19 protein-coding genes are annotated in these 19,551 nt (G+C 46.5%); 11 read left to right on the forward strand and 8 right to left on the reverse strand.

The window, feature by feature from the left end:
* Positions 1 to 175 precede the first annotated feature (175 nt).
* Positions 176 to 772, reverse strand: coding sequence for a TerD family protein (locus AC3A14_RS04245; protein ID WP_318731360.1), 597 nt, complete (start codon positions 770 to 772; stop codon positions 176 to 178).
* Between the two features lie 15 nt (positions 773 to 787).
* Positions 788 to 1,366, reverse strand: a complete 579-nt coding sequence (locus tag AC3A14_RS04250) for a TerD family protein (RefSeq protein WP_318731359.1) — start codon at positions 1,364 to 1,366, stop codon at positions 788 to 790.
* A gap of 215 nt (positions 1,367 to 1,581) precedes the next feature.
* On the opposite strand from AC3A14_RS04250, the gene AC3A14_RS04255 reads away from it, so the two are divergent.
* Both AC3A14_RS04255 and AC3A14_RS04260 read left to right on the forward strand, forming a co-directional pair.
* Positions 1,582 to 2,247 carry a hypothetical protein gene (locus AC3A14_RS04255; RefSeq protein ID WP_318731358.1) on the forward strand — a complete coding sequence of 222 codons (666 nt, stop codon included), beginning with the start codon at positions 1,582 to 1,584 and terminating at the stop codon, positions 2,245 to 2,247.
* Between the two features lie 31 nt (positions 2,248 to 2,278).
* Complete coding sequence (locus tag AC3A14_RS04260) at positions 2,279 to 3,211, forward strand: DUF1822 family protein (RefSeq protein WP_318737164.1); 933 nt, start codon at positions 2,279 to 2,281, stop codon at positions 3,209 to 3,211.
* Positions 3,212 to 3,420: 209 nt separating this feature from the next.
* Here AC3A14_RS04260 and AC3A14_RS04265 read toward each other — a convergent pair whose 3' ends face one another.
* Positions 3,421 to 4,770 (reverse strand): GTP-binding protein, encoded by a 1,350-nt coding sequence (locus tag AC3A14_RS04265; RefSeq protein WP_318737167.1) that lies wholly within the window; start codon positions 4,768 to 4,770, stop codon positions 3,421 to 3,423.
* A gap of 488 nt (positions 4,771 to 5,258) precedes the next feature.
* Between AC3A14_RS04265 and AC3A14_RS04270 the strand changes: the two genes are divergently transcribed.
* From AC3A14_RS04270 to tilS, 4 genes are all read left to right on the forward strand, one after another.
* Positions 5,259 to 5,462, forward strand: a complete 204-nt coding sequence (locus tag AC3A14_RS04270) for a hypothetical protein (protein WP_487778913.1) — start codon at positions 5,259 to 5,261, stop codon at positions 5,460 to 5,462.
* A 51-nt stretch (positions 5,463 to 5,513) separates the two neighbouring features.
* Entirely contained in the window at positions 5,514 to 5,639 is a 126-nt protein-coding gene (locus AC3A14_RS04275) for a hypothetical protein (protein WP_318734762.1), read from the forward strand.
* Positions 5,640 to 5,799: 160 nt separating this feature from the next.
* Positions 5,800 to 6,816, forward strand: coding sequence for a c-type cytochrome biogenesis protein CcsB (gene ccsB, locus AC3A14_RS04280; RefSeq protein ID WP_318734760.1), 1,017 nt, complete (start codon positions 5,800 to 5,802; stop codon positions 6,814 to 6,816).
* A complete protein-coding gene (tilS, locus tag AC3A14_RS04285; protein WP_318734758.1) occupies positions 6,800 to 7,786 on the forward strand; it encodes a tRNA lysidine(34) synthetase TilS in 987 nt (328 codons plus the stop codon). The genes ccsB and tilS overlap by 17 nt, the downstream gene beginning before the upstream one ends.
* Positions 7,787 to 7,891: 105 nt before the next feature.
* On the opposite strand, the gene AC3A14_RS04290 is transcribed toward tilS, so the two are convergent.
* The 3 genes from AC3A14_RS04290 to AC3A14_RS04300 all read right to left on the reverse strand — a co-directional run bounded on the left by AC3A14_RS04290 (position 7,892) and on the right by AC3A14_RS04300 (position 12,650).
* Positions 7,892 to 8,515 (reverse strand): helix-turn-helix domain-containing protein, encoded by a 624-nt coding sequence (locus AC3A14_RS04290; protein ID WP_318734756.1) that lies wholly within the window; start codon positions 8,513 to 8,515, stop codon positions 7,892 to 7,894.
* 173 nt (positions 8,516 to 8,688) lie between these two features.
* Complete coding sequence (locus AC3A14_RS04295; protein WP_318734755.1) at positions 8,689 to 11,649, reverse strand: calcium-translocating P-type ATPase, PMCA-type; 2,961 nt, start codon at positions 11,647 to 11,649, stop codon at positions 8,689 to 8,691.
* Between the two features lie 422 nt (positions 11,650 to 12,071).
* Positions 12,072 to 12,650 carry a DUF2808 domain-containing protein gene (locus AC3A14_RS04300; RefSeq protein ID WP_318734751.1) on the reverse strand — a complete coding sequence of 193 codons (579 nt, stop codon included), beginning with the start codon at positions 12,648 to 12,650 and terminating at the stop codon, positions 12,072 to 12,074.
* A gap of 220 nt (positions 12,651 to 12,870) precedes the next feature.
* Here AC3A14_RS04300 and AC3A14_RS04305 point away from each other — a divergent pair, with 220 nt between their 5' ends.
* The gene (locus AC3A14_RS04305) at positions 12,871 to 13,170 is read left to right on the forward strand and encodes a 30S ribosomal protein PSRP-3 (protein WP_271945277.1); all 300 of its coding nucleotides are present in this window, start codon (positions 12,871 to 12,873) and stop codon (positions 13,168 to 13,170) included.
* 168 nt (positions 13,171 to 13,338) lie between these two features.
* Here the strand turns inward: AC3A14_RS04305 and atpC are convergent, their stop codons facing one another.
* Positions 13,339 to 13,758 (reverse strand): ATP synthase F1 subunit epsilon, encoded by a 420-nt coding sequence (atpC, locus tag AC3A14_RS04310; protein WP_318698014.1) that lies wholly within the window; start codon positions 13,756 to 13,758, stop codon positions 13,339 to 13,341.
* A 110-nt stretch (positions 13,759 to 13,868) separates the two neighbouring features.
* On the reverse strand, positions 13,869 to 15,323 hold the full coding sequence (gene atpD / locus AC3A14_RS04315) for a F0F1 ATP synthase subunit beta (protein ID WP_318734747.1): 1,455 nt from the start codon (positions 15,321 to 15,323) through the stop codon (positions 13,869 to 13,871).
* A gap of 506 nt (positions 15,324 to 15,829) precedes the next feature.
* Between atpD and groES the strand changes: the two genes are divergently transcribed.
* The 4 genes from groES to AC3A14_RS04335 all read left to right on the forward strand — a co-directional run bounded on the left by groES (position 15,830) and on the right by AC3A14_RS04335 (position 19,540).
* Positions 15,830 to 16,141, forward strand: coding sequence for a co-chaperone GroES (groES, locus tag AC3A14_RS04320; protein ID WP_271945269.1), 312 nt, complete (start codon positions 15,830 to 15,832; stop codon positions 16,139 to 16,141).
* Positions 16,142 to 16,213: 72 nt separating this feature from the next.
* Positions 16,214 to 17,845, forward strand: coding sequence for a chaperonin GroEL (groL, locus tag AC3A14_RS04325; protein WP_318698012.1), 1,632 nt, complete (start codon positions 16,214 to 16,216; stop codon positions 17,843 to 17,845).
* A gap of 203 nt (positions 17,846 to 18,048) precedes the next feature.
* Positions 18,049 to 19,161 (forward strand): helix-turn-helix domain-containing protein, encoded by a 1,113-nt coding sequence (locus AC3A14_RS04330; protein ID WP_318734744.1) that lies wholly within the window; start codon positions 18,049 to 18,051, stop codon positions 19,159 to 19,161.
* Entirely contained in the window at positions 19,154 to 19,540 is a 387-nt protein-coding gene (locus AC3A14_RS04335) for a hypothetical protein (protein ID WP_318734742.1), read from the forward strand. The genes AC3A14_RS04330 and AC3A14_RS04335 overlap by 8 nt, the downstream gene beginning before the upstream one ends.
* Positions 19,541 to 19,551: the final 11 nt, after the last annotated feature.

Raw genomic sequence — 19,551 nt, forward strand, 5'->3', positions numbered from 1 at the left:
CCTCCTGAGCTTGAAGTGATTCTAAACTGTTGCACCCTATCTTATAGCAGTCGATAGTAGATAGTGGACAGGAGATAATGACATCCCCAAGGTTAGGAAAGGGGCGATCGCCACTTCGCCCCCAGTTTCCCTACTTATACTAACCAATTATCCGCGCGTAGCAATCTCCTAGAAATTACCGGTAATGTTGGGTAATTTCCTGTAAATTTTTCGCTCGAAATCCTTCCCCCTTAGCTGCCATTTGCCATTGTCCATCTTGTAAATAGACTTCTGCCATAATCATCCCAGTCATTCCCGCATAATTGGAACCCGAAAGATAATAGCGCGCAATCTCCTGATTATTCGACCGGTCAACCAAGCGCACAAACGCATTGTTTACTTGCGAAAAATCCTGTTTTCGGGATAAGCACTCATAAATATTGACCACAAATACCAACTTTTTAATCCCTGGCGGCAGTTGGTCTAGCGATACTAAAATCTGTTCATCATCCCCTTCTCCTTTTCCGGTCAAATTATCGCCCAAGTGGGTTACTGCTCCTGAAGAATGGCGCAAGTTTCCAAAATAGACCACATCCATAGCTTCCTTAAGCTTATTTTGCCCATCTAAGCAGATTACCGATGCATCTAAATCCAGATTGGGGACTCTTTTTAGAACTCCCAATATCCCCTTGGATTCGGCCACATCCCAACCTAATCCACAAAGCAAACTTTTCAAGCCTGGAGCAATTTTTTCTAAGGAAATTCGTTGTCCCTTTTCTAGGTTAATCCCCATAATTTCGAGCCTCAGTTATAGATACCGATCCAACAGAGCTTGCAAACCGCCTTGATACCCAGAACCTACTGCATTCATGCGCCATTGTCCATCACGGCGATAGAGTTCTGCCATAATTAATGCTGTTTCAATGGAATAATCTTCGGCTAAAGGATAGCGGAGTAATTCATTTTTAGTAGAAACATCCACTAAGCGCACATAGGCATTTTCTACCTGACCAAAATTCTGTTTGCGCTTCTCGGCCTCATGAATGGTTACTGTAAAAACAATTCGATGAACCTCTGGGGGCACTTTTTGCAAATTGATAATGATTACTTCATCATCACCTTCTCCTTCTCCGGTCAAATTATCGCCCATATGTTCAATGGACTTATGGGTATCGGGACTCACCTTATTATTATAGAAAATGAAGTGCTTATCGGAAATGAGTTTCTCATTTTCTCCCAACAGAAATGCGCAGGCATCTAAGTCAAAATCATAACCGGTATCGGTGGCTTTCACATCCCATCCTAAACCCACAAATACGGCTTGTAAGTTGGGGGCGACTTTATCTAAAGAAATTCGTTGGCCTTTTTGCAGACTGATGCTACTCATTAGTGTCTAAATTGAACGTCAAGGTGTGCAGTAAATCATTTTGATTCTATCCTAGTGTATCGAGTGCTTTAAGGGCCTGACCAGGGTGAAAGCGGATTTAATATGAAGATTTGTAACAAAATGCCGTGAGTGCGCTTACACAGATGACAGATAAACAGAAGGGTTCATGACACACTAGGAACATTTGATAAACGATAAACCCTTGATGGTGTGTAATGGATCAAAATCAGCCGGGGGAGAATGCTCCCTTGTTCGCCAAACTGCAACAGTTAATCCAGGAAACCTGTGCCCAGCCTTCTTTGAGTTTAGAACGGCAAAAAGGATTGGCTAAACTGGTGAAATGGATTCAATATTCTGGCAAATTGTGGAAAGAAGCGGTTCCTTACTATGAGGATGCTCTCCAACAAACCTGGTTTTATGTCTGTCGTAACCTCTGTGAAGCGGCAACGGGGGTAGCTTACGATGCTGAAAAAGGGACAATTATTACCTGGATTAATGTTTATTTGAAGCATCGATTGCAAGATCTTCGGATTGAAGGATTTCAGCAACAAAAAACTAGAGTGCAAGCCTATCGGACTTTTGAGGGAGAAGTATACAATCCGATCGATGATTTACCGGCTCCTTCTCCGATTCCTCGAGTGTTGGAAGAGATATATGACTGGGTTAAAACTGATGCAGGGGGAAAGTTAAGACGGATTCATATGCGCGATCGCCCCGATGTCAACTGCCAAGTGTTAATTTTACGCCGTTTACCCCCAGAAACACCTTGGAAAGACTTAGGGCAAGAATTCAAGATGGATAAAAATACCCTGAGTCGTTTTTATTCTCGTCAATGTTTGCCCCGCTTGCGGGAATTTGCTCAATCTCAAGGGTATTTTTAGCGCTTCGCGCTGGTCATGGGTAATAGGTAATATGATTGATATTATTAATGAAAATCTGTTAATTCTTCCGATTCCAGAGCGCTATCGCCAATGGGCGCATCAATTTGCTCAGGAACAACCCACACGGGAAAAAGCGATGCAAGTTTATCTGAATACATTGGCGGTTTTAGGGGTTGATGATGGTTTGCAAATGTTGGGCATAGAAACGGATCGAGAAGCGAGTGATAGCTGGAATTCAGTGATGCGATATGGTGGAGATTTTGCCGATTTAGATGTGGTAAATGTGGGAAAATTAGAATGTCGAGCAGTGCGTAAAGGTGATACCGTTTGCCCCATTCCTTTAGAGGTTTGGCACGATCGCATTGGTTATGCAATTGTGGAACTAGCAGAGGGCGATCTCCAAGCCACAATCCTTGGTTTTGTCCCCCAAGTTACGGATGAAATTCTGAATTTAGACCAGTTGCAATCCTTAGAAGCTTTACTGGATCATTTATTTGATTTACGCTCTGCGTCCGCTCGAGTTAATCCCTTAGCGTCCATGATTCGATTAGGAGAGTGGTTAACGGGAATTATTCCCCCTGGATGGCAAGCGATAGAAGAGTTCTTGAGTTCCGATTTAGCCCTGGGATTTAACTTTAGATCGGCTCAATCTCCCTTAACCCTTCGTCAAGGAAAATCCATTGATGTGGGCGATCTGAGTCTGATCTTAGTGGTAGAAATTGAAGCTGCTGTGGATGAATCGATGGATATTCGTCTGCAACTGTATCCAAGTGCAGAGCAAGCTACATTACCCCCAGGAGTAGAGTTTGTTTTACTCGGCGATCGCCAAAATCCTCTGTTAACCGCCCTATCCCGTTCCCAAGATCGAGGATTACAACTGCAATTTAGCGCAGAACCCCAAGAAATCGTTAGCATTCAGGTGAATTATGGCGATCGAACTTGGACACAAACCGTTCAGATTTAACCGTTATTTATAGCTGTTCTGGGTTAATTCCCTGCGATCGTAGCAATAGAGTTGGGACTCGATATTACCAGTGATTTTACTCACTCTGAGGATTCGCCGCTTTACCTTAATCTGATTGAGAAAGTGCGAAATCTGAAGAACGATCGCTCCCTTCAAGATTACTCAGTATCGCTTCGCGATCGACGATATAATTAGAAAATATCAAGATTCTACAAGGAGTCTAAGGAAGACTCGATTTCCTGGCGGAGACGGTAGAGGATAGCTTGGGAGTCAAGTTCTTGTAAAATTTGGTGGATGACACGGCTGGGACCTAAGTTACCCCAGGTACAGCCTTGTTGGAGATAAACGCGCGTAATTTGTCCGACTTGATACGCGCCATAACCGGCGATCGCCCCTTGGAGAATCGCTCCAGGAATCCAAGCCATTAAACTGGCAGTTTCTCCAGTGGCACCGGCAACGGTGGCGGCAGCTTTACCAATTCCCAGGAGGAGGGTTGCCACCTCTCCTAACACTAAGCCTCCAGAACTCAAGAGCATGGTTCTCCAGAGTTTTCGAGCTTCATGTCGGTTCAGGGGTAAGCCATATAAGCGACTGAGGGCACGAATCAGCGCTAAATCGGCGATCGCCCCTCCTGGAATGTCTAACAGGGCGATCGGATTAACAGCAATAGCTAAGGCTTTGGAGCGGGTATACTGCCAAATCAGAGCTTCTGCCTGTTGATGATGAACATCTAAAGTTTTTTGGGCAATTCTAGCTTCTGCTGCTTGGGTTTGCACTAACGCATTGAGAGCAAGGAGCGATCGCCCTTCACGATTGAGTACCTGCAAAATTTTTCCCCGCAATTCCTCAATTTGCGGTGCAGGATATTCCCATTCATACCGCACTTCACCGTCTAGTAATTCCACTCGCACTTGTCTAGGCATCGGTTCGGCAGCCACCCGTACCATTTCCTGAGTCGTCAGCAGTCGTGTTAACTCTTGGGGTTGCCCCAATTGTTGCAGGTTATAACTAATCGCTTCTAAGTCCGGATCGGGATATAAATCGATTTTATTAAAAACTAAAATTAACGGTTTATGGGTATGGACTAAAAACAGCAGGGCATCATATTCTGTTTGGGTAATATCTCCCGCTACCACAAACAGAATTAAATCCGCTTGTTGGGCTACTTCCCTGGCCATATCTGCCCGCACTTCTCCCCCAATTTCATCGAGTCCAGGTGTATCGATTAACTCAATTTGCACTTTACTTTGCCCCTGGGGTATCCAGCGCACCGATCGCGGCCATTGCGTCACCCCATGAATAGGGCCGGTAGGCAAAATTTTTTGACCGACTAATCCATTCAAAACCGCAGATTTCCCCCGACTAACTAACCCAAATGCAGCAATCCGAATCACATTTTGATCGAGTTTTTCCAGGTTAGCATTGAGTATTTTCAGTTCCGGTTGAACGGCCAGAGTAGCACTCTGACGCAGCAAGGGGCTATACTGGGCCAGCGATCGCCGAATACTGGCACGAGCTAGGTTAAGATGATTTTCTTGACGGTTTGATGGGCTACTCAAGGAATCTAGTGGCTCTCTTAATCATATCGTGATTTTACCATAATTATGACAGAATAGATAGAACAATTCAAAAGGAATAACTTAGTTAATCTAAACCTGATTTTTTTAGGTGATGGAGCCAGGGCAGTAATAGGCTTAAAACCCAATGATTACGCCCTAAGTAATATCGCTCGCTCTGGATGTCAAAACCTCGATCAAAACGTTGCTGAGGGAAGAGAGTTGATCGTGAAGTATGTTTCTAAAATTTCACCTCGAAAAATACCTCTACAAGTTGTTTTAATTGTGCCCTGCTTGCTCCAGTTAATTCCTATCGTTGGCCTGGTTCAATATTGGGGTTATAACACCAGTCGATCGTCTGTTGTAATGATTTTATTGGGAAACCCTTTAAGACCGATCGCATTATTAACCGTCTAAAAAAACATCTCCATGTTGAATTTGTCGAAACTTCTACGTCCGATCAATCTACCTCTATCATTTCCTCATTCACTGTGGAGCGGTTACGCCATCTGCCCCAAGGCTGGTGCAAAAACTTCCAACAAGCTGTCCTGAATGGAGATCTAGACTATACAGCGCAAAGCGCTGTAACGGAGTACAGTTTCATTGAGATAAGTCATTGCGAAGGTCACGCAAGTGGAATGAAGCAATCGCAAAATCCCCAAATCTTGGCGATTGCTTCCCTGCGGTCGCAATGACAACTCGAATCTACGATCAACAATGTACCTCATAGCAGCGCGAAGCGCTGTATGTTACAGCTCATTATTGAACTGGAAGACTACGACGAAAGTCTGGCTAAATCCTTAGAGACTCTGGCAGATACTTGTGAGTTTGAAGAATTATTTGGACTTGTCGCTCAAATCGATCAACTTTAGTACACAAGTAGGTGCGAAAACTTTTCCTCCTCTATTGCCTCGCATACCTGAGAGCGCGAGGCAAAGAAAGCACCGTATTGCTTGAGAGCTGATCATTGACTCCATTTCCGATAGGATCTAAAAGAAGAGAACACCTTAATATTGGGAGAAATACAACATAATGGATCTGGTCGCGCTCCAGAATAGCTTGGATAATCTAAGCTTTGCCGTCCTTTTGGTGACCATGTTACTCTATTGGTCCGGGATGGCCTTTCCGAGAATCCCCTATTTACCTGCCTTGGGAACCGCAGGGATGGCGATCGCCAATCTCTCTATTGCTTCCTTACTTGGCGCTCGTTGGATCGAAGCAGGATACTTTCCCCTCAGTAACCTCTACGAATCCCTATTTTTTATTGCTTGGGGACTCACCGCCACCCATCTGTTGGCTGAATATCTGAGCCGTTCCCGGTGGGTGGGTGCAGTGGCTTCACCCGTTGCCATGGGCATTACCGCCTTTGCTGCCCTCTCTTTACCGGATACGATGCAGGTGGCGGAACCCCTTGTACCAGCGCTTCAGTCCAATTGGCTGATGATGCATGTGAGTGTCATGCTTCTGAGCTATGCCTGTTTGATGGTGGGTTCCCTGTTAGCGATCGCCTTTTTAATCGTCACGCGAGGTCAAGCCGTGAGCCTTGCCGGTAGCTCCTACGGCAATGGCAACCGTCGCCAAACGCCTCTGAATCAGATGGAAACCGTCTCCGATCTACCTGCTGTTCAGTTCAGCAGCAATGGCAGCGCGATCGCCGAACGGAGTCAAGGGGTTACCACTTTAGAGCGAATCGCCCTCGAAACGACTCCCACTTGGTCGCCAGAAACCTTGAGTCTTGCCCAAGTTTTGGACAATATCAGCTACCGGATGATCGGACTGGGTTTTCCCTTACTGACTATCGGCATCATCGCTGGAGGAGTTTGGGCGAATGAAGCTTGGGGATCGTACTGGAGTTGGGACCCCAAAGAAACCTGGGCCTTGATCGCCTGGCTGGTGTTCGCTGCCTATCTCCATGCTCGCATTACCAAAGGCTGGCAAGGTCGCCGTCCTGCCATTCTTGCCGCTGCTGGTTTCTGTGTCGTCTGGGTGTGCTACATGGGCGTTAATCTATTGGGCAAAGGGTTGCATTCCTATGGCTGGTTCTTCTAAACCAGATTGGACTGATTTACATGCCAAGTTCCAGGGGACATTGCGATCGCGCCCCCAACTGCTCCCCCCCCAAGAATCCTTGTTGGTAGCCGTTTCGGGAGGTCAAGATTCTGTTTGCCTCCTGAAACTGCTCCTAGACTTGCAACCCAAGTGGAGATGGCACTTAGCTGTTGCCCACTGCGACCATCAAATGCGATCGGATTCGGCGGCCAACGCCCAGCAGGTCTCAGAGATGGCTGGGCAATGGAACCTTTCATTTTATCAAAAAACCGCAGAACAGCCCCTTCAAGGGGAAGCTGCTGCCCGTTCCTGGCGTTATCATGCCTTGATAGCACTAGCTGAAACCCATGGGTTTTCCAGGATTGTGACGGGTCATACCAAGAGCGATCGCGCCGAAACCCTGCTGCATAACCTGATTCGCGGCAGTGGACTCGATGGACTCGCAGCTCCGACTTGGCAGCGTCCCCTGACAGAAAACGTGCAACTGGTGCGTCCGATGCTGGAAATTGGGCGATCGCAAACCGCCCAATTTTGCCAACACTTCCACCTCCCCATCTGGGAAGATTCCACCAATCAAGACACCCGCTACACCCGTAACCAGATCAGATTGCACCTCATCCCTGCCCTAGAAGCCATTAATCCCCAAGTCCAAACCCATCTCGCCACCACGGCCGAACTCCTAGATGCCGATGTTGAGTATCTCGAATCCATCGCGACAACTCTTTATACCCAAGTTAGTCAACCCGACTTACCGAAACTCAACCGCCAACTGCTCGCAGACGTGCCCCTATCCTTACAACGGCGTGTCATCCGCCAATTTCTGATGCAATGGCTACCCCATGCCCCCAACTTTGCCCAAGTCGAAAAAGTTACCCATCTAATCGCCGCGCCCAACCGCTCCCAAACCGATCCCTTTCCCGGCGGGAGGATTGCCTGTGTCCATCATCCCTGGATTGAATTGAAATTGTAAATAAAAACTGTCAATAGATTAGTATCAATCAATCTTTCTGATACATAGAGAGAGGGTAGCTCAACTCAACTTAGAGAGTTGACTCTGATGCTCCCGATACACTTTTCAACTGATGGATACTTCCGCACGAAACAGCAACTTTTGCTGATAGCGATATCCTGGCATCACCACAGTAACTAAGCTTCCTAGCTCGGCTCTTCCCTGGGTGAGTTGATGCCATTGAGGATCGTAGGGAATGCGATCGCCAACTGCTCCTATTGCTTCTAACCCCCAACTTTGCACGAGATGCTCAACGGGTTTGACCAGTTTCACCAAATTACTGGGTTTGATATTGGCTTGCTGTTCCACTTTAGCCACGGCGATCGGCCAATAGCGCAACCAAGATTCTAACTGGTCTAAACTTTCTCGCTCAAAACCCTCTTTTAGCTCTTGATGTTGTTGTTTGAGTTGTAGTTGAAGGCGATCGTATTCTTGCCGCAATTCAGTTACTGGATCGGGCAATTGTCCAAGAGCAGATAACAATTCTGGCGCACCAATGTGTAACGCTGTCGCTAATTGCCGCAACGTACTCATTTTCAGATCGTCGATTTTACCTTGACGGATGCGCCGCAATTGTTTTATCGACACTCCTGAACTTTGACTCAAGGCTGTCCAAGAGTTTAAACCCACCTTTTCCATTAAAGGTTGAAGAATAGAATTCAAAGGAAATTTTTCGTCTACTTCAGTCATGTATTGCTTCGCGCGGTAATGGGTAATGCGTAATGGGGGGATAGGGAGATAGGGGGATCTTACAATTGAATGATTTTCTCCGATTGTGCATCCAGAGACCTTCAGATAGGCCTAAATTCTATAAAACTATCCCTTCTCCGCGTCCCCGCGTCCCCGTTTCTCCGTGTCATCCCCTAATTTTGTGCCATTTCGCTACGGATACGAGCCAATAATCGCCCGAGTTCTCCCACCCAAAGAATAATGGAGGTTCCACCCCAAATTACTAACCAATCCTGGAGATGGAGGGGAACCGTTCTAAAGAAACCATCGCCCCATTGAACAATGATAATTTGTCCAAACAGGATTACCGCAGAAATAATTAAAAAGCCAGGATTATCGGGTAAGTTTTTGAAGACGGAATCTTTTAAGCCAAAGCATTTAGCATTAAATAAATTCCACCAGTTGACCATGACAAAGGTGGTAAAGAAGAGGGAGAGTTCATAGGGGTCAACCATTCCATCTTGCTGAATATAGAGCAGAAAGGCGACAAAAAAGATCAGGAAGACAAAGGCCACCGATAAGAGTTGTTTAGCCATTGATGGCGTGATGATAAAGGATTTCGGGTTGCGAGGAGGATGGCGCATAACCATCGGGTTGGGGGGATCGGTGGCCAAAGCGAGAGCGGCAAAGGTATCCATAATGAGGTTGACCCATAACAGTTGGGTGACAGTTAAGGGTAAATTGATGTTGATAAAGGGGCCGAGTAGGGCAATGCCACAGGCAGCCACATTAATGGTGAGCTGAAACAGGATAAATTTTTGAATATTTTGATAGAGCGATCGCCCCCACATGACGGCATTTTCGATACTCTTAAAGGAGTGATCCAGGATAATAATATCACTGGCTTCTTTGGCTACTGAGGTACTTTCTTGACCCATTGCTAATCCCACTTGCGCTTGATTAAGGGCAGGTGCGTCGTTAGTGCCATCTCCGGTAACCGCGATGACTTCGCCATTTTCTTGTAAAAGTTTTACCAATCGTTGTTTGTCGGCAGGACGGGCACGAGAGAGGACTTTTAAGTCCCGAACAGCCCTTCGCGCTTCCTCGTCGTCAAGTTGGGCAAAGTCTTGACCCGTTAAAAAGCATTCTGGGCCATCCTCATCAGTGACTAAGCCAATTTGACGAGCGATATATTTGGAGGTGTTGGGATTATCACCAGTGACAATTTTAACGCCCACATGGGCCCGTTGACAGGTTTTAATCGCTCTGGGTACATCGGGGCGAATGGGGTCAGCAATAGCCACAAAGCCTAACCAAATCATGGGTTGGCTCATGAGCCGTTCAATCTCAATTTCTGCTTCAGGATAGGGGAGGGTTAAGTTATCCCGATAGGCAAATCCTAACAGTCTCATGCCATGGGCTTCGTAGGTTTGCATATTTTGGGCGATCGCGCTATGGCTGGGAATCGGCTGCACCCCTTTTTCGGTCAGAATATGGCTACATTGGGCTAACACAATTTCTGGCGCGCCTTTAATGTGAATAATTGGGCGAGAAGGCTCCGCATCGCTGGCGCGATGGCGAGAATAACCCAAGGTGGCCATATATTTCCGTTCTGGGGAAAAAGTTAACTGGTTTAAAGTGCGAAAACTTTCCCGTTCTTGTTCATAGTTATGCTGCCGATCGTCTAACCATAAGAGCAGCGCTCCTTCAGTGGGATCGCCAATCGGTATAACCTCTTCTTGGCCTAAATTAAGGTTGCAACTGCGCTGTAAATTAGCGGTACTATTAATAGCGATCGCCTCAGCCATCAGCTCTAAGTCTCCTCCAAAACAAGCCTCACTCACTTGCATCTTATTCAGAGTCAAGGTTCCCGTCTTATCAGAACAGATCACCGTAGTTGCCCCAATCGTCTCACACGCTTGCATTTGCCGCACCAGGGCATTTTGCCGGGTCATGCGTCGCATACTATAAGCCAGACTCAAAACCACACTTAAGGGTAAGCCTTCGGGAACCGCCACCACAATCACCGCTACAGCAATCATAAAATAGATCAGTAGGGACGTGGCCGCTTCTGCGGTTATCCAAGTTTGCGGTGTTGGCGGAACCCAGTTAAACAACCAACCGATGCCCAATCCACCCGCTAACACCAATACTCCGATGGCCAAACTTTTGAGCCATGCAAGTAAACCCTCATCTTCTAACCATTCTGGGGATTTCATCTGGGGTTTAATCAAGCTCAATCCTTGATAGACAATGGGTAACCAAACCTTAGTTAAGGCGATCGTCACGCTCAGAATAACTAAACTGGTCACATACCACTGTTGGCCACTGAGATTAAATTCATCTGCCAAAATACCGCGTACAATTAAGGCCGAATCAATTAAAACAGCAATCAACAACCCACAAACCCCAATCAACTGACTCAGGCGATCGAGTTGTTGATTCAGGGGCGTTTTTTCTTCTGTTGGCCCAGCCGCCGCCCGTGCAGTGCGTCCAATTTCTGTTTGATCGCCGATGGCAATTACCTCCAGAATGCCATGGCCATCTACAACGATAGTTCCTCGCATCACCCGATCTGGAGGATAGGCGGTAGAACTAACCGTCACTTTCTCCAACTGCTTAGAGGTCACCTTAGTCACGGGTAGGGTTTCCCCAGTCAAGCTCGACTCATTAATCTGAAACGATACTGCACCAATAACTAAACCATCAGCAGGAACTTCATCCCCGGCTTCAAGTAAAACCACATCTCCAACGACAATCTCCTTTTTGGGGACTTTAGTAAAAATGCTATTGCGGACTACAGTTATGGGGACTTCATCATTGACTTGGTTGAGAATATTAAATTCTTGGGTTGCCTTAAACTCATTGATAAACGAAACTGTAGTCGCTAAAAAAATCGCGATCAGAATCCCCAGACCTTCCAAATATTCTCCATCGACAAAGCCAATGGTCATGGCCAACAGTGCCGCCACAATTAGAATCCGAATAATAGGGTCTTCATACTTTTCTAGATAAAGTTTCCACCAAGGCGTTGGTTCTGGTGGGGTGAGGAGGTTGAGTCCATACCGTTGGCGACTCGCTTCAACTTCTGTCGCTGTTAGCCCCCACAGGTGTTTTGACTCTTCCAGGTGAGGTTGATGTTTTTGAATGGTCATTTGCTGTTTATATTATACAAGGGTTGAAGTAGGGTTTTAAAGACGTGGGATATATACAGATTCTCTCTTCTATGAAGTACAGCTTGAAGCCTAAGACTCTCAGCCATATAAGCTATTACCTATTGCTAGAGTGCGAAGCGCTATATCAAGCCGCTCCATATTCTTCCATCATGATTGAATTTTGACGAAAATGCATCTGTTATCCCCAATGATTAAAGAAATGTTAACAAAAGGCTAGGTAAACCATCGCTTGAGTAGAGTGCGTTAATGATGCACCCCACTTGTCGATAGAGTTAACCCGGATTAAAAATAGGGAGGTTGATATACTCACGAGGCTAAAGCCACCGTGAGTCTTGACCGTTCACCGTGACTAGCAGCCTGACATGAGAGAACTAGAAAAGCTGTCCTAGAAGAACGGGCTTTTAAATCCAAGGGGTTCGATAAAAATGGAGGCGGCCAAATCCAAGAAAGGCTTTTTGGGGTTTTTCTCCGTGGGGAAAGGCGGTTACTCCAAATAGATATACGCCGGTTACACTGGGATTTCTCACGGGATACAATCCAACAGTAAATGTTGTTCCAGGGGGGATGGGTTCCTCTAACATGAGGGTAAGAGTCCGCTGGGCGATCGCCACTTCTTCTATGCTAAACGATCTACCCCGATTCCGGCGATCGCCCGCAAAAACCCTTGTCCGTTGAGCCTCATACCGAGGGACATCAAACCCTTGAGTTTGAGTTATTTCTAGCTTCTTGAGGGGTTCACTGGCATCTTCAGGGAGTTCGATAGTAAAGTAATAGGCGGCACTCCAAGCGCGAATGGTGTTATTGGTGGTAGTAACAGAGATTAACCGAGGTACTCCCGCAAAGGCTGTAATTCCATCTCGTAGAGTAACCGCATACACGGGTGAGGATAAGGGAATGGCTAGACCAGGAGAGCCAACAGTCAATGCCAAAAGGCAAAGCGGCAACACCAATGGTTTATAACACTGTATCGAATTACCCATTACCTTTACCTCATTGATAATTTGCTGTTTGTCAATGGTGAGAATTAGCCAACTTTGGGGACATCGTAGACGCAAAGCGGCTTCTCGAAGTGTTATACCCTTGCCTCCATACCACTCTTATCCTGTTTTAGCTGATTTTACCCTAGCTCAACAGAACGGTTCAAAGTGCGATATAATAGACTATTACATTTGTTGAACCAATCTAGCGTTGGAGGTTTGATTGTCAAAATTTCAATTAAAAGTTCTCTGGTTAGAGGATAACGTTGCTATTACCGTCGATCAAGTGGTAGGGAAAGGCTTGAGTCCATTGACTTGCTACTTTTTCTGGCCCCGTAATGACGCTTGGCAACAACTCAAAGATCAACTCGAAGAGAAACACTGGATTGATGAGCCCGATCGAGTTGGACTCCTCAACCAAGCAACAGAAGTGATTAACTACTGGCAAGAGGAAGGTCAAAAACGACCGATGTCAGAAGCTCAAGCCAAATTCCCAGAAGTTGTCTTTACCGGTAGCAGTTGAAACCTACTGGTAATGGGGCATGGGTCAGCCCTTTTCCCTTAAAGTCCGCTTTTTTTCGGCTGTCACCTTGGGGGGGCAAACGCCTAAAACTTATGTTCCGCCAGAAAATAAAACCCTCCTCTAGTTCCGAGGAGGGTTTAGATTTTACTAAGGGTTGAGGATATTTCTCTATAACTTGACCATGCCACCAGCGGCTTGGAATTTTGCCCTCGCCCGCTTTAAGGCTTGGGTCGCTTGAAACTGTTCTTGACGGTCATCAACATTAACTTTGCTCAGGCGCTCTTGGGCTTTTTGATAAGCACTTTCAGCCTCTTCCAAATTAATATCGCCACCCAAGGCTCCCCCATTCACTAGGATGGTCACTTCATCATCATCTACCTCAGCAAAGCCACCCATCAAAGCAATGGGTAACCATTCTTTTTGAGATTGGGGGCGCACTTGCATTACACCAATATCGAGAGCAGACAAGAGGGGAGCGTGACCACTGAGAATTCCCAGTTGTCCAGTCGTACTCGGTAAAATCACCTCATCCGCCACATCATCCCAGACAGTCTTATTAGAAGCAATAACACGAACTTTTAGGGTCATGAGTTGATTGAAATTCTAGATTGAGAACTTATTTTTGAAGTTTTGAGCGTTAACTTTTAGGTTGGGTTCACTCAGGATGCAACCCAACCTAACGATCGGAAAGCTAGAGATTAACCCTTAGCAGCCAATTTTTCCCCTTTGACGATCGCCTGGCTAATATCGCCTACCATATAGAAGGCCTGCTCAGGCATATGATCCAGCTCTCCAGAAAGAATCATCTTGAAGCCTTTGATCGTCTCATCAAGCTTCACATACTGACCCGGAGAACCAGTAAATACCTCAGCCACAAAGAACGGTTGAGATAGGAAACGCTCAATTTTACGGGCACGAGCAACCGTCAAACGGTCATCTTCAGACAACTCATCCAAGCCCAAAATTGCAATAATATCTTGCAGTTCTTTATACCGTTGCAGCGTAGACTGAACTGCACGAGCCGTTTGATAGTGATCGTCACCCACAACACTCGGTTGTAGCATAGTCGAGGTAGAACCCAGAGGATCGACCGCTGGATAAATCCCCTTAGAAGCCAGACCGCGAGACAATACCGTGGTTGCGTCCAAGTGAGCAAATGTAGTTGCTGGAGCAGGGTCAGTCAAGTCATCCGCAGGAACATAAACCGCTTGAATCGAAGTAATCGAACCTTCACGGGTCGAAGTAATCCGCTCTTGCAATTCACCCATTTCCGTACCCAACGTCGGCTGATATCCTACCGCCGAAGGCATCCGACCGAGCAGCGCTGATACTTCAGAACCCGCTTGTACAAACCGGAAAATGTTATCGATAAACAGCAGTACGTCTTGCTTACTCACATCACGGAAATATTCCGCCATCGTCAGAGCAGAAAGACCTACCCGCATTCTTGCTCCGGGGGGTTCATTCATCTGACCATAAACCAGAGCTACCTTAGACTCGCTCAAGTTTTCCGCATTAATTACCCCAGATTCAACCATTTCGTTGTAGAGGTCATTTCCTTCACGGGTGCGCTCGCCTACACCACCGAATACGGATACACCACCATGGGCTTTAGCAATATTGTTAATCAGCTCCATGATAATAACGGTTTTGCCCACACCCGCTCCACCGAAGAGGCCGATTTTACCACCCCGACGATAGGGAGCGAGGAGGTCTACCACCTTAATACCGGTTTCAAAGATAGAGGGCTTAGTTTCCAGGTCAGTGAGTTTGGGAGCTTCCCGGTGGATAGGAGAAGTATCTTCGCTGGTAACCGGGCCTTTCTCATCCACTGGATCTCCTAGGACATTGAAGATCCGTCCCAGGGTGACATTTCCTACAGGCACACTAATCGGCGCACCCAAGTCAACAATGTCCATACCTCGTGTGAGTCCATCTGTAGCGCTCATCGCCACAGCACGGACTTGGTTGCCACCGAGAAGTTGTTGTACTTCGCAGGTGACAGAACGCTCTTGTCCATCTGCATTTTGTTTAACGACTCGGATTGCATTATAGACCTGGGGCAGTTTGCCACTGGGAAATTCTGCATCAATAACCGGGCCAATGATTTGAACAATTTTACCAACGCTTGTTTGCTCTGATGTAGCTACCATATCTTCGCCTATTGTGATTGCTGCTCAAGAATATGACTGGGGACAGTCGCTGGTTTCCTATGAGTTGTACAGGAAGGGAAGAGACGGTTTTAGGGACGAATCAATTTCCTCTGGATGCGAGGGAGTTGATCCCGGCACTTAAGAGGATGGCGATCGGGCCTTAATCCGGTTGAGCTTCCTGTTTTCTCACCAGCATAATTCTTAAAGCATTTAAGTTTAAGAATGTCATCTTTCAGATTATCACGGGATGTTCACCCAATAAAGCGGCAAGGCAAAAGGCAATAGGCAATAGGTAAGCTATCTCCGTGTCCCCGCGTCCCCCCATCCCTGCGTCCCCCATCTCCCTACCCTAGGGTACGGTAACCCGTACTGTTTCGCCTGTTGCAAGGGTTGCTCGCCTCAGATTACATTAGCACTCAGGAGTTGAGAGTGCTAACGACTGACATAGCCCCTCAGTTCCTTAAACCTGATTAACTTTTTACAATCAAATCGGAGAAGATTTTCCTATGGCAGCAGTATCCCTGAGTGTTTCTACAGTTAAACCCCTTGGCGATCGCGTCTTTGTTAAAGTCAGCGAAGCTGAAGAAAAAACCGCTGGTGGTATCATTCTGCCTGATAACGCCAAAGAGAAACCCCAAGTGGGAGAAATTGTCCAAGTTGGCCCAGGCAAACGCAACGAAGATGGTTCCCGTCAAGAGCCAGAAGTCAAAATTGGCGATAAGGTTCTCTACTCCAAATATGCTGGAACCGACATTAAACTCGGTAATGATGACTATGTTTTGTTGTCTGAAAAAGACATCCTTGCTGTAGTAAGCTAACTGGCTCACTGCTAATCCTACTCTACATAAACCTATCCATTTCTATACACCGATCAAGGATCTAAGAACACTATGGCAAAACGCATCATCTATAACGAAAACGCTCGTCGCGCCCTGGAAAAGGGAATGGACACTCTGGCTGAAGCAGTAGCCGTTACCCTAGGGCCTAAAGGCCGGAATGTGGTTCTAGAGAAGAAGTTTGGCGCTCCCCAAATCGTTAATGATGGGGTGACCATTGCCAAAGAAATCGAACTCGAAGATCATGTGGAAAACACAGGTGTTTCCCTGATCCGTCAAGCGGCTTCTAAAACTAATGATGCTGCTGGTGACGGAACCACCACCGCTACCGTATTAGCCCATGCCATGGTCAAAGCGGGTCTGCGTAACGTGGCGGCTGGCGCTAATCCCATTGCCCTGAAGCGCGGTATTGATAAAGCGACCGGTTTCTTGGTAGATAGAATTGCTGGTCATGCTCGTCAAATCGAAGACTCCAAAGCGATCGCCCAAGTTGGCTCTATCTCCGCCGGTAACGACGAAGAAGTGGGCACCATGATTGCTGAAGCCATGGATAAAGTCGGTAAAGAAGGGGTCATTTCCTTAGAAGAAGGAAAATCCATGACTACCGAGCTGGAAATCACCGAAGGGATGCGCTTCGATAAAGGCTATATCTCTCCCTACTTCGCCACCGATACCGAGCGCATGGAAGCGGTTCTTGATGAGCCTTATATCCTGCTAACCGATAAGAAAATCACCCTGGTTCAAGACCTCGTACCGGTTCTAGAGCAAGTGGCTCGTTCTGGCAAACCCCTACTGATTATTGCTGAAGATATCGAAAAAGAAGCTCTAGCGACTCTAGTGGTGAACCGTCTGCGTGGTATTCTGAATGTCGCTGCGGTTAAAGCGCCTGGTTTCGGCGATCGCCGTAAAGCGATGCTCGAAGACATTGCGGTACTCACTGGCGGTCAAGTGATCACGGAAGATGCTGGTCTCAAAATCGACAGCACCAAACTCGACCAACTGGGTAAAGCACGCCGCATCACCCTCACCAAAGACAACACCACCATTGTGGCTGAAGGCAACGAACAAGGCGTTAAAGCCCGTTGCGAACAAATCCGCCGTCAAATGGATGAAACCGATTCTTCCTATGACAAGGAAAAACTGCAAGAGCGGTTAGCGAAACTCGCTGGTGGCGTTGCCGTAATCAAAGTCGGCGCGGCTACCGAAACCGAAATGAAAGACCGCAAACTGCGCCTCGAAGATGCTATCAACGCGACTAAAGCTGCGGTTGAAGAAGGTATCGTTCCTGGTGGCGGTACAACTCTAGCTCACCTCGCTCCTGGCTTAGAAGAATGGGCGAATGCTAACCTGAGCAACGAAGAACTGACAGGTGCTTTAATCGTCAGCCAAGCTCTGGTTGCTCCTCTGATGCGGATTGCTGAAAATGCCGGTCAAAACGGTGCAGTTATCGCTGAACGGGTGAAAGAAAAAGACTTCAACGTGGGCTACAATGCTGCGGATAACAGTTTTGGCGATCTCTTTGAAGCCGGTATTGTTGACCCCGCTAAGGTTACTCGCTCTGCCATGCAAAATGCGGCTTCTATCGCTGGCATGGTCTTGACTACCGAATGTATTGTTGTAGACAAGCCCGAACCCAAGGATAATGCGGCTGCGGGCGCAGGTATGGGTGGTGACTTCGATTACTAATTCCCCGTCTACGACATTGAATAGTTTCTAGTCTTCATCCCCCGGTTGCTATGGCAACCGGGTTTTTTATATGACTAGAAACCGGGTTTCTCGCTTATCCTCTCGTTCGTCGCCTCAACTTTTGTAGAAACCCGGTTTCTTCCCACTACGAAGGGTTGGAGGTAGGTTTACAATGTAGACACTAGAGGCACTGAGGGTTATCGATGAAAGAAGCGATCGCTCACAATTTAACTCGCTATCGCCGTGGCTTACAGATATCAGAAGACTCTTTAGCCCAACGGGTTGGCTTGAGTGTGGAAACTATTGTTAGCTATGAACAAGGGCTAGTTCTACCCCATAGTAAACACCTGTCCTTGTTAGCAAAACACCTGGGAGTTACTCTGGATGACTTGTTAAACCCAGTTGATGAAACGTCCTCAAAACTGGGTAATTTTTGTTTTCGTGCCCATTCTAGCTTTACTAATAATCCGGCGTTTGCCACAAAAATCTACAACTTACTCGCCACCTATACTGCCCTAGAAACGGCGATCTCTCTCCCACCTTACGCACCAGAAACTACTCCCTGCGATCGAGTAGAAGATAACGAAAACCGTATTCAACAGGTTGCTCAATCATTTCGCGCCCGTTTAGGCATTGGAGATACTCCCATTGCCAATTTATTTGAATCCGTAGAAGAACTTGGCCTAAAGATTTTACGCTTACCCATTGAAGAAAAAGGGTTCTTTGGGTTGAGTGCTTTTAGTCTGACTCAAGGAGCATTTGTACTCGTAAATACTCACCAGATTACCATTGAGCGTCAATTATTCACCCTTGCCCATGAAATTGGACATCTGATTTTTCATCGGGATGAATATCAAGATCCATCTCCGATCGCAGAAAACACTGAAGCCCAAAAAGCACGAGAAAGAGTGGCCGATTATTTTGCTAGTCATTTGTTAATCTCTCCCCTAGCATTTGAGCAAGCTTGTCGGAATATGGATTATAATCTACTGAAGCTGAAAGCTTATTTTCGTGTGAGCTATGCCACGATTCTTAAGCGATTTGATGAGCTAGGAATTAAGGACTATGGATCGATGATCAAAGAACTAAACTGGCGGTATAAGCAAGAAAAAGGGCATACTTTAACCAAAGATATGGAACTAGAACCCCAGCTTCAGGATCGTGATTTCCCGCTGAATCAACGATATCAAATGTTAATTGGAAAAGCTCTGAAACAGGAAAAGATATCTGAGTTAAAGGCGGCAGAGCTGTTAGGTCAAACCATTGAGTCCTTACGGGTAGATCGGCGAAATTTGGAGGTTTATAGCCTTGTCTGAATCCAGGGATTGGAAGGGAATGATTTTGGATGCGACGGCTTTAATTGATTTCCAATATCTAGAGGATTGGGATTGGCTCAACAACTATTATGCTCCTCTCTATATTGCACAGGAATTGTTGGATTCAGATCATCTAGAAGCGGGTACGAAGACAACAGCAGCAGAGCCTCTCACACCCATTTGTATGGACACTGAAGTGATGTTTACCAGTTTTTATCAGTTTGGGCAAGAAGCTCGTTTATTGAGTATTGGAGATCGCTCTACGCTGGCGATCTCCAAACACCGTTTTTTGCTCTGTGCCAGTGATGATGGATTAGTCGTTAAATTTTGTGAGAAATACCCCTCTTTTGTCACTCTGCCGAATCAAGATAGGAATTAAGATAAGGGATT

Source organism: Roseofilum sp., assembly GCF_982964205.1.

What these genes read in the sequence shown, in the direction of transcription:
- AC3A14_RS04245 (WP_318731360.1), bottom strand. Translation starts at nt 772, where the DNA reads ATGGGGATTAACCTAGAAAAGGGACAACGAATTTCCTTAGAAAAAATT.
- AC3A14_RS04250 (WP_318731359.1), bottom strand. Translation starts at nt 1,366, where the DNA reads ATGAGTAGCATCAGTCTGCAAAAAGGCCAACGAATTTCTTTAGATAAA.
- AC3A14_RS04255 (WP_318731358.1), top strand. Translation starts at nt 1,582, where the DNA reads ATGGATCAAAATCAGCCGGGGGAGAATGCTCCCTTGTTCGCCAAACTG.
- AC3A14_RS04260 (WP_318737164.1), top strand. Translation starts at nt 2,279, where the DNA reads ATGATTGATATTATTAATGAAAATCTGTTAATTCTTCCGATTCCAGAG.
- AC3A14_RS04275 (WP_318734762.1), top strand. Translation starts at nt 5,514, where the DNA reads ATGTTACAGCTCATTATTGAACTGGAAGACTACGACGAAAGTCTGGCT.
- ccsB (WP_318734760.1), top strand. Translation starts at nt 5,800, where the DNA reads ATGGATCTGGTCGCGCTCCAGAATAGCTTGGATAATCTAAGCTTTGCC.
- tilS (WP_318734758.1), top strand. Translation starts at nt 6,800, where the DNA reads ATGGCTGGTTCTTCTAAACCAGATTGGACTGATTTACATGCCAAGTTC.
- AC3A14_RS04290 (WP_318734756.1), bottom strand. Translation starts at nt 8,515, where the DNA reads ATGACTGAAGTAGACGAAAAATTTCCTTTGAATTCTATTCTTCAACCT.
- AC3A14_RS04295 (WP_318734755.1), bottom strand. Translation starts at nt 11,649, where the DNA reads ATGACCATTCAAAAACATCAACCTCACCTGGAAGAGTCAAAACACCTG.
- AC3A14_RS04300 (WP_318734751.1), bottom strand. Translation starts at nt 12,650, where the DNA reads ATGGGTAATTCGATACAGTGTTATAAACCATTGGTGTTGCCGCTTTGC.
- atpC (WP_318698014.1), bottom strand. Translation starts at nt 13,758, where the DNA reads ATGACCCTAAAAGTTCGTGTTATTGCTTCTAATAAGACTGTCTGGGAT.
- atpD (WP_318734747.1), bottom strand. Translation starts at nt 15,323, where the DNA reads ATGGTAGCTACATCAGAGCAAACAAGCGTTGGTAAAATTGTTCAAATC.
- groES (WP_271945269.1), top strand. Translation starts at nt 15,830, where the DNA reads ATGGCAGCAGTATCCCTGAGTGTTTCTACAGTTAAACCCCTTGGCGAT.
- groL (WP_318698012.1), top strand. Translation starts at nt 16,214, where the DNA reads ATGGCAAAACGCATCATCTATAACGAAAACGCTCGTCGCGCCCTGGAA.
- AC3A14_RS04330 (WP_318734744.1), top strand. Translation starts at nt 18,049, where the DNA reads ATGAAAGAAGCGATCGCTCACAATTTAACTCGCTATCGCCGTGGCTTA.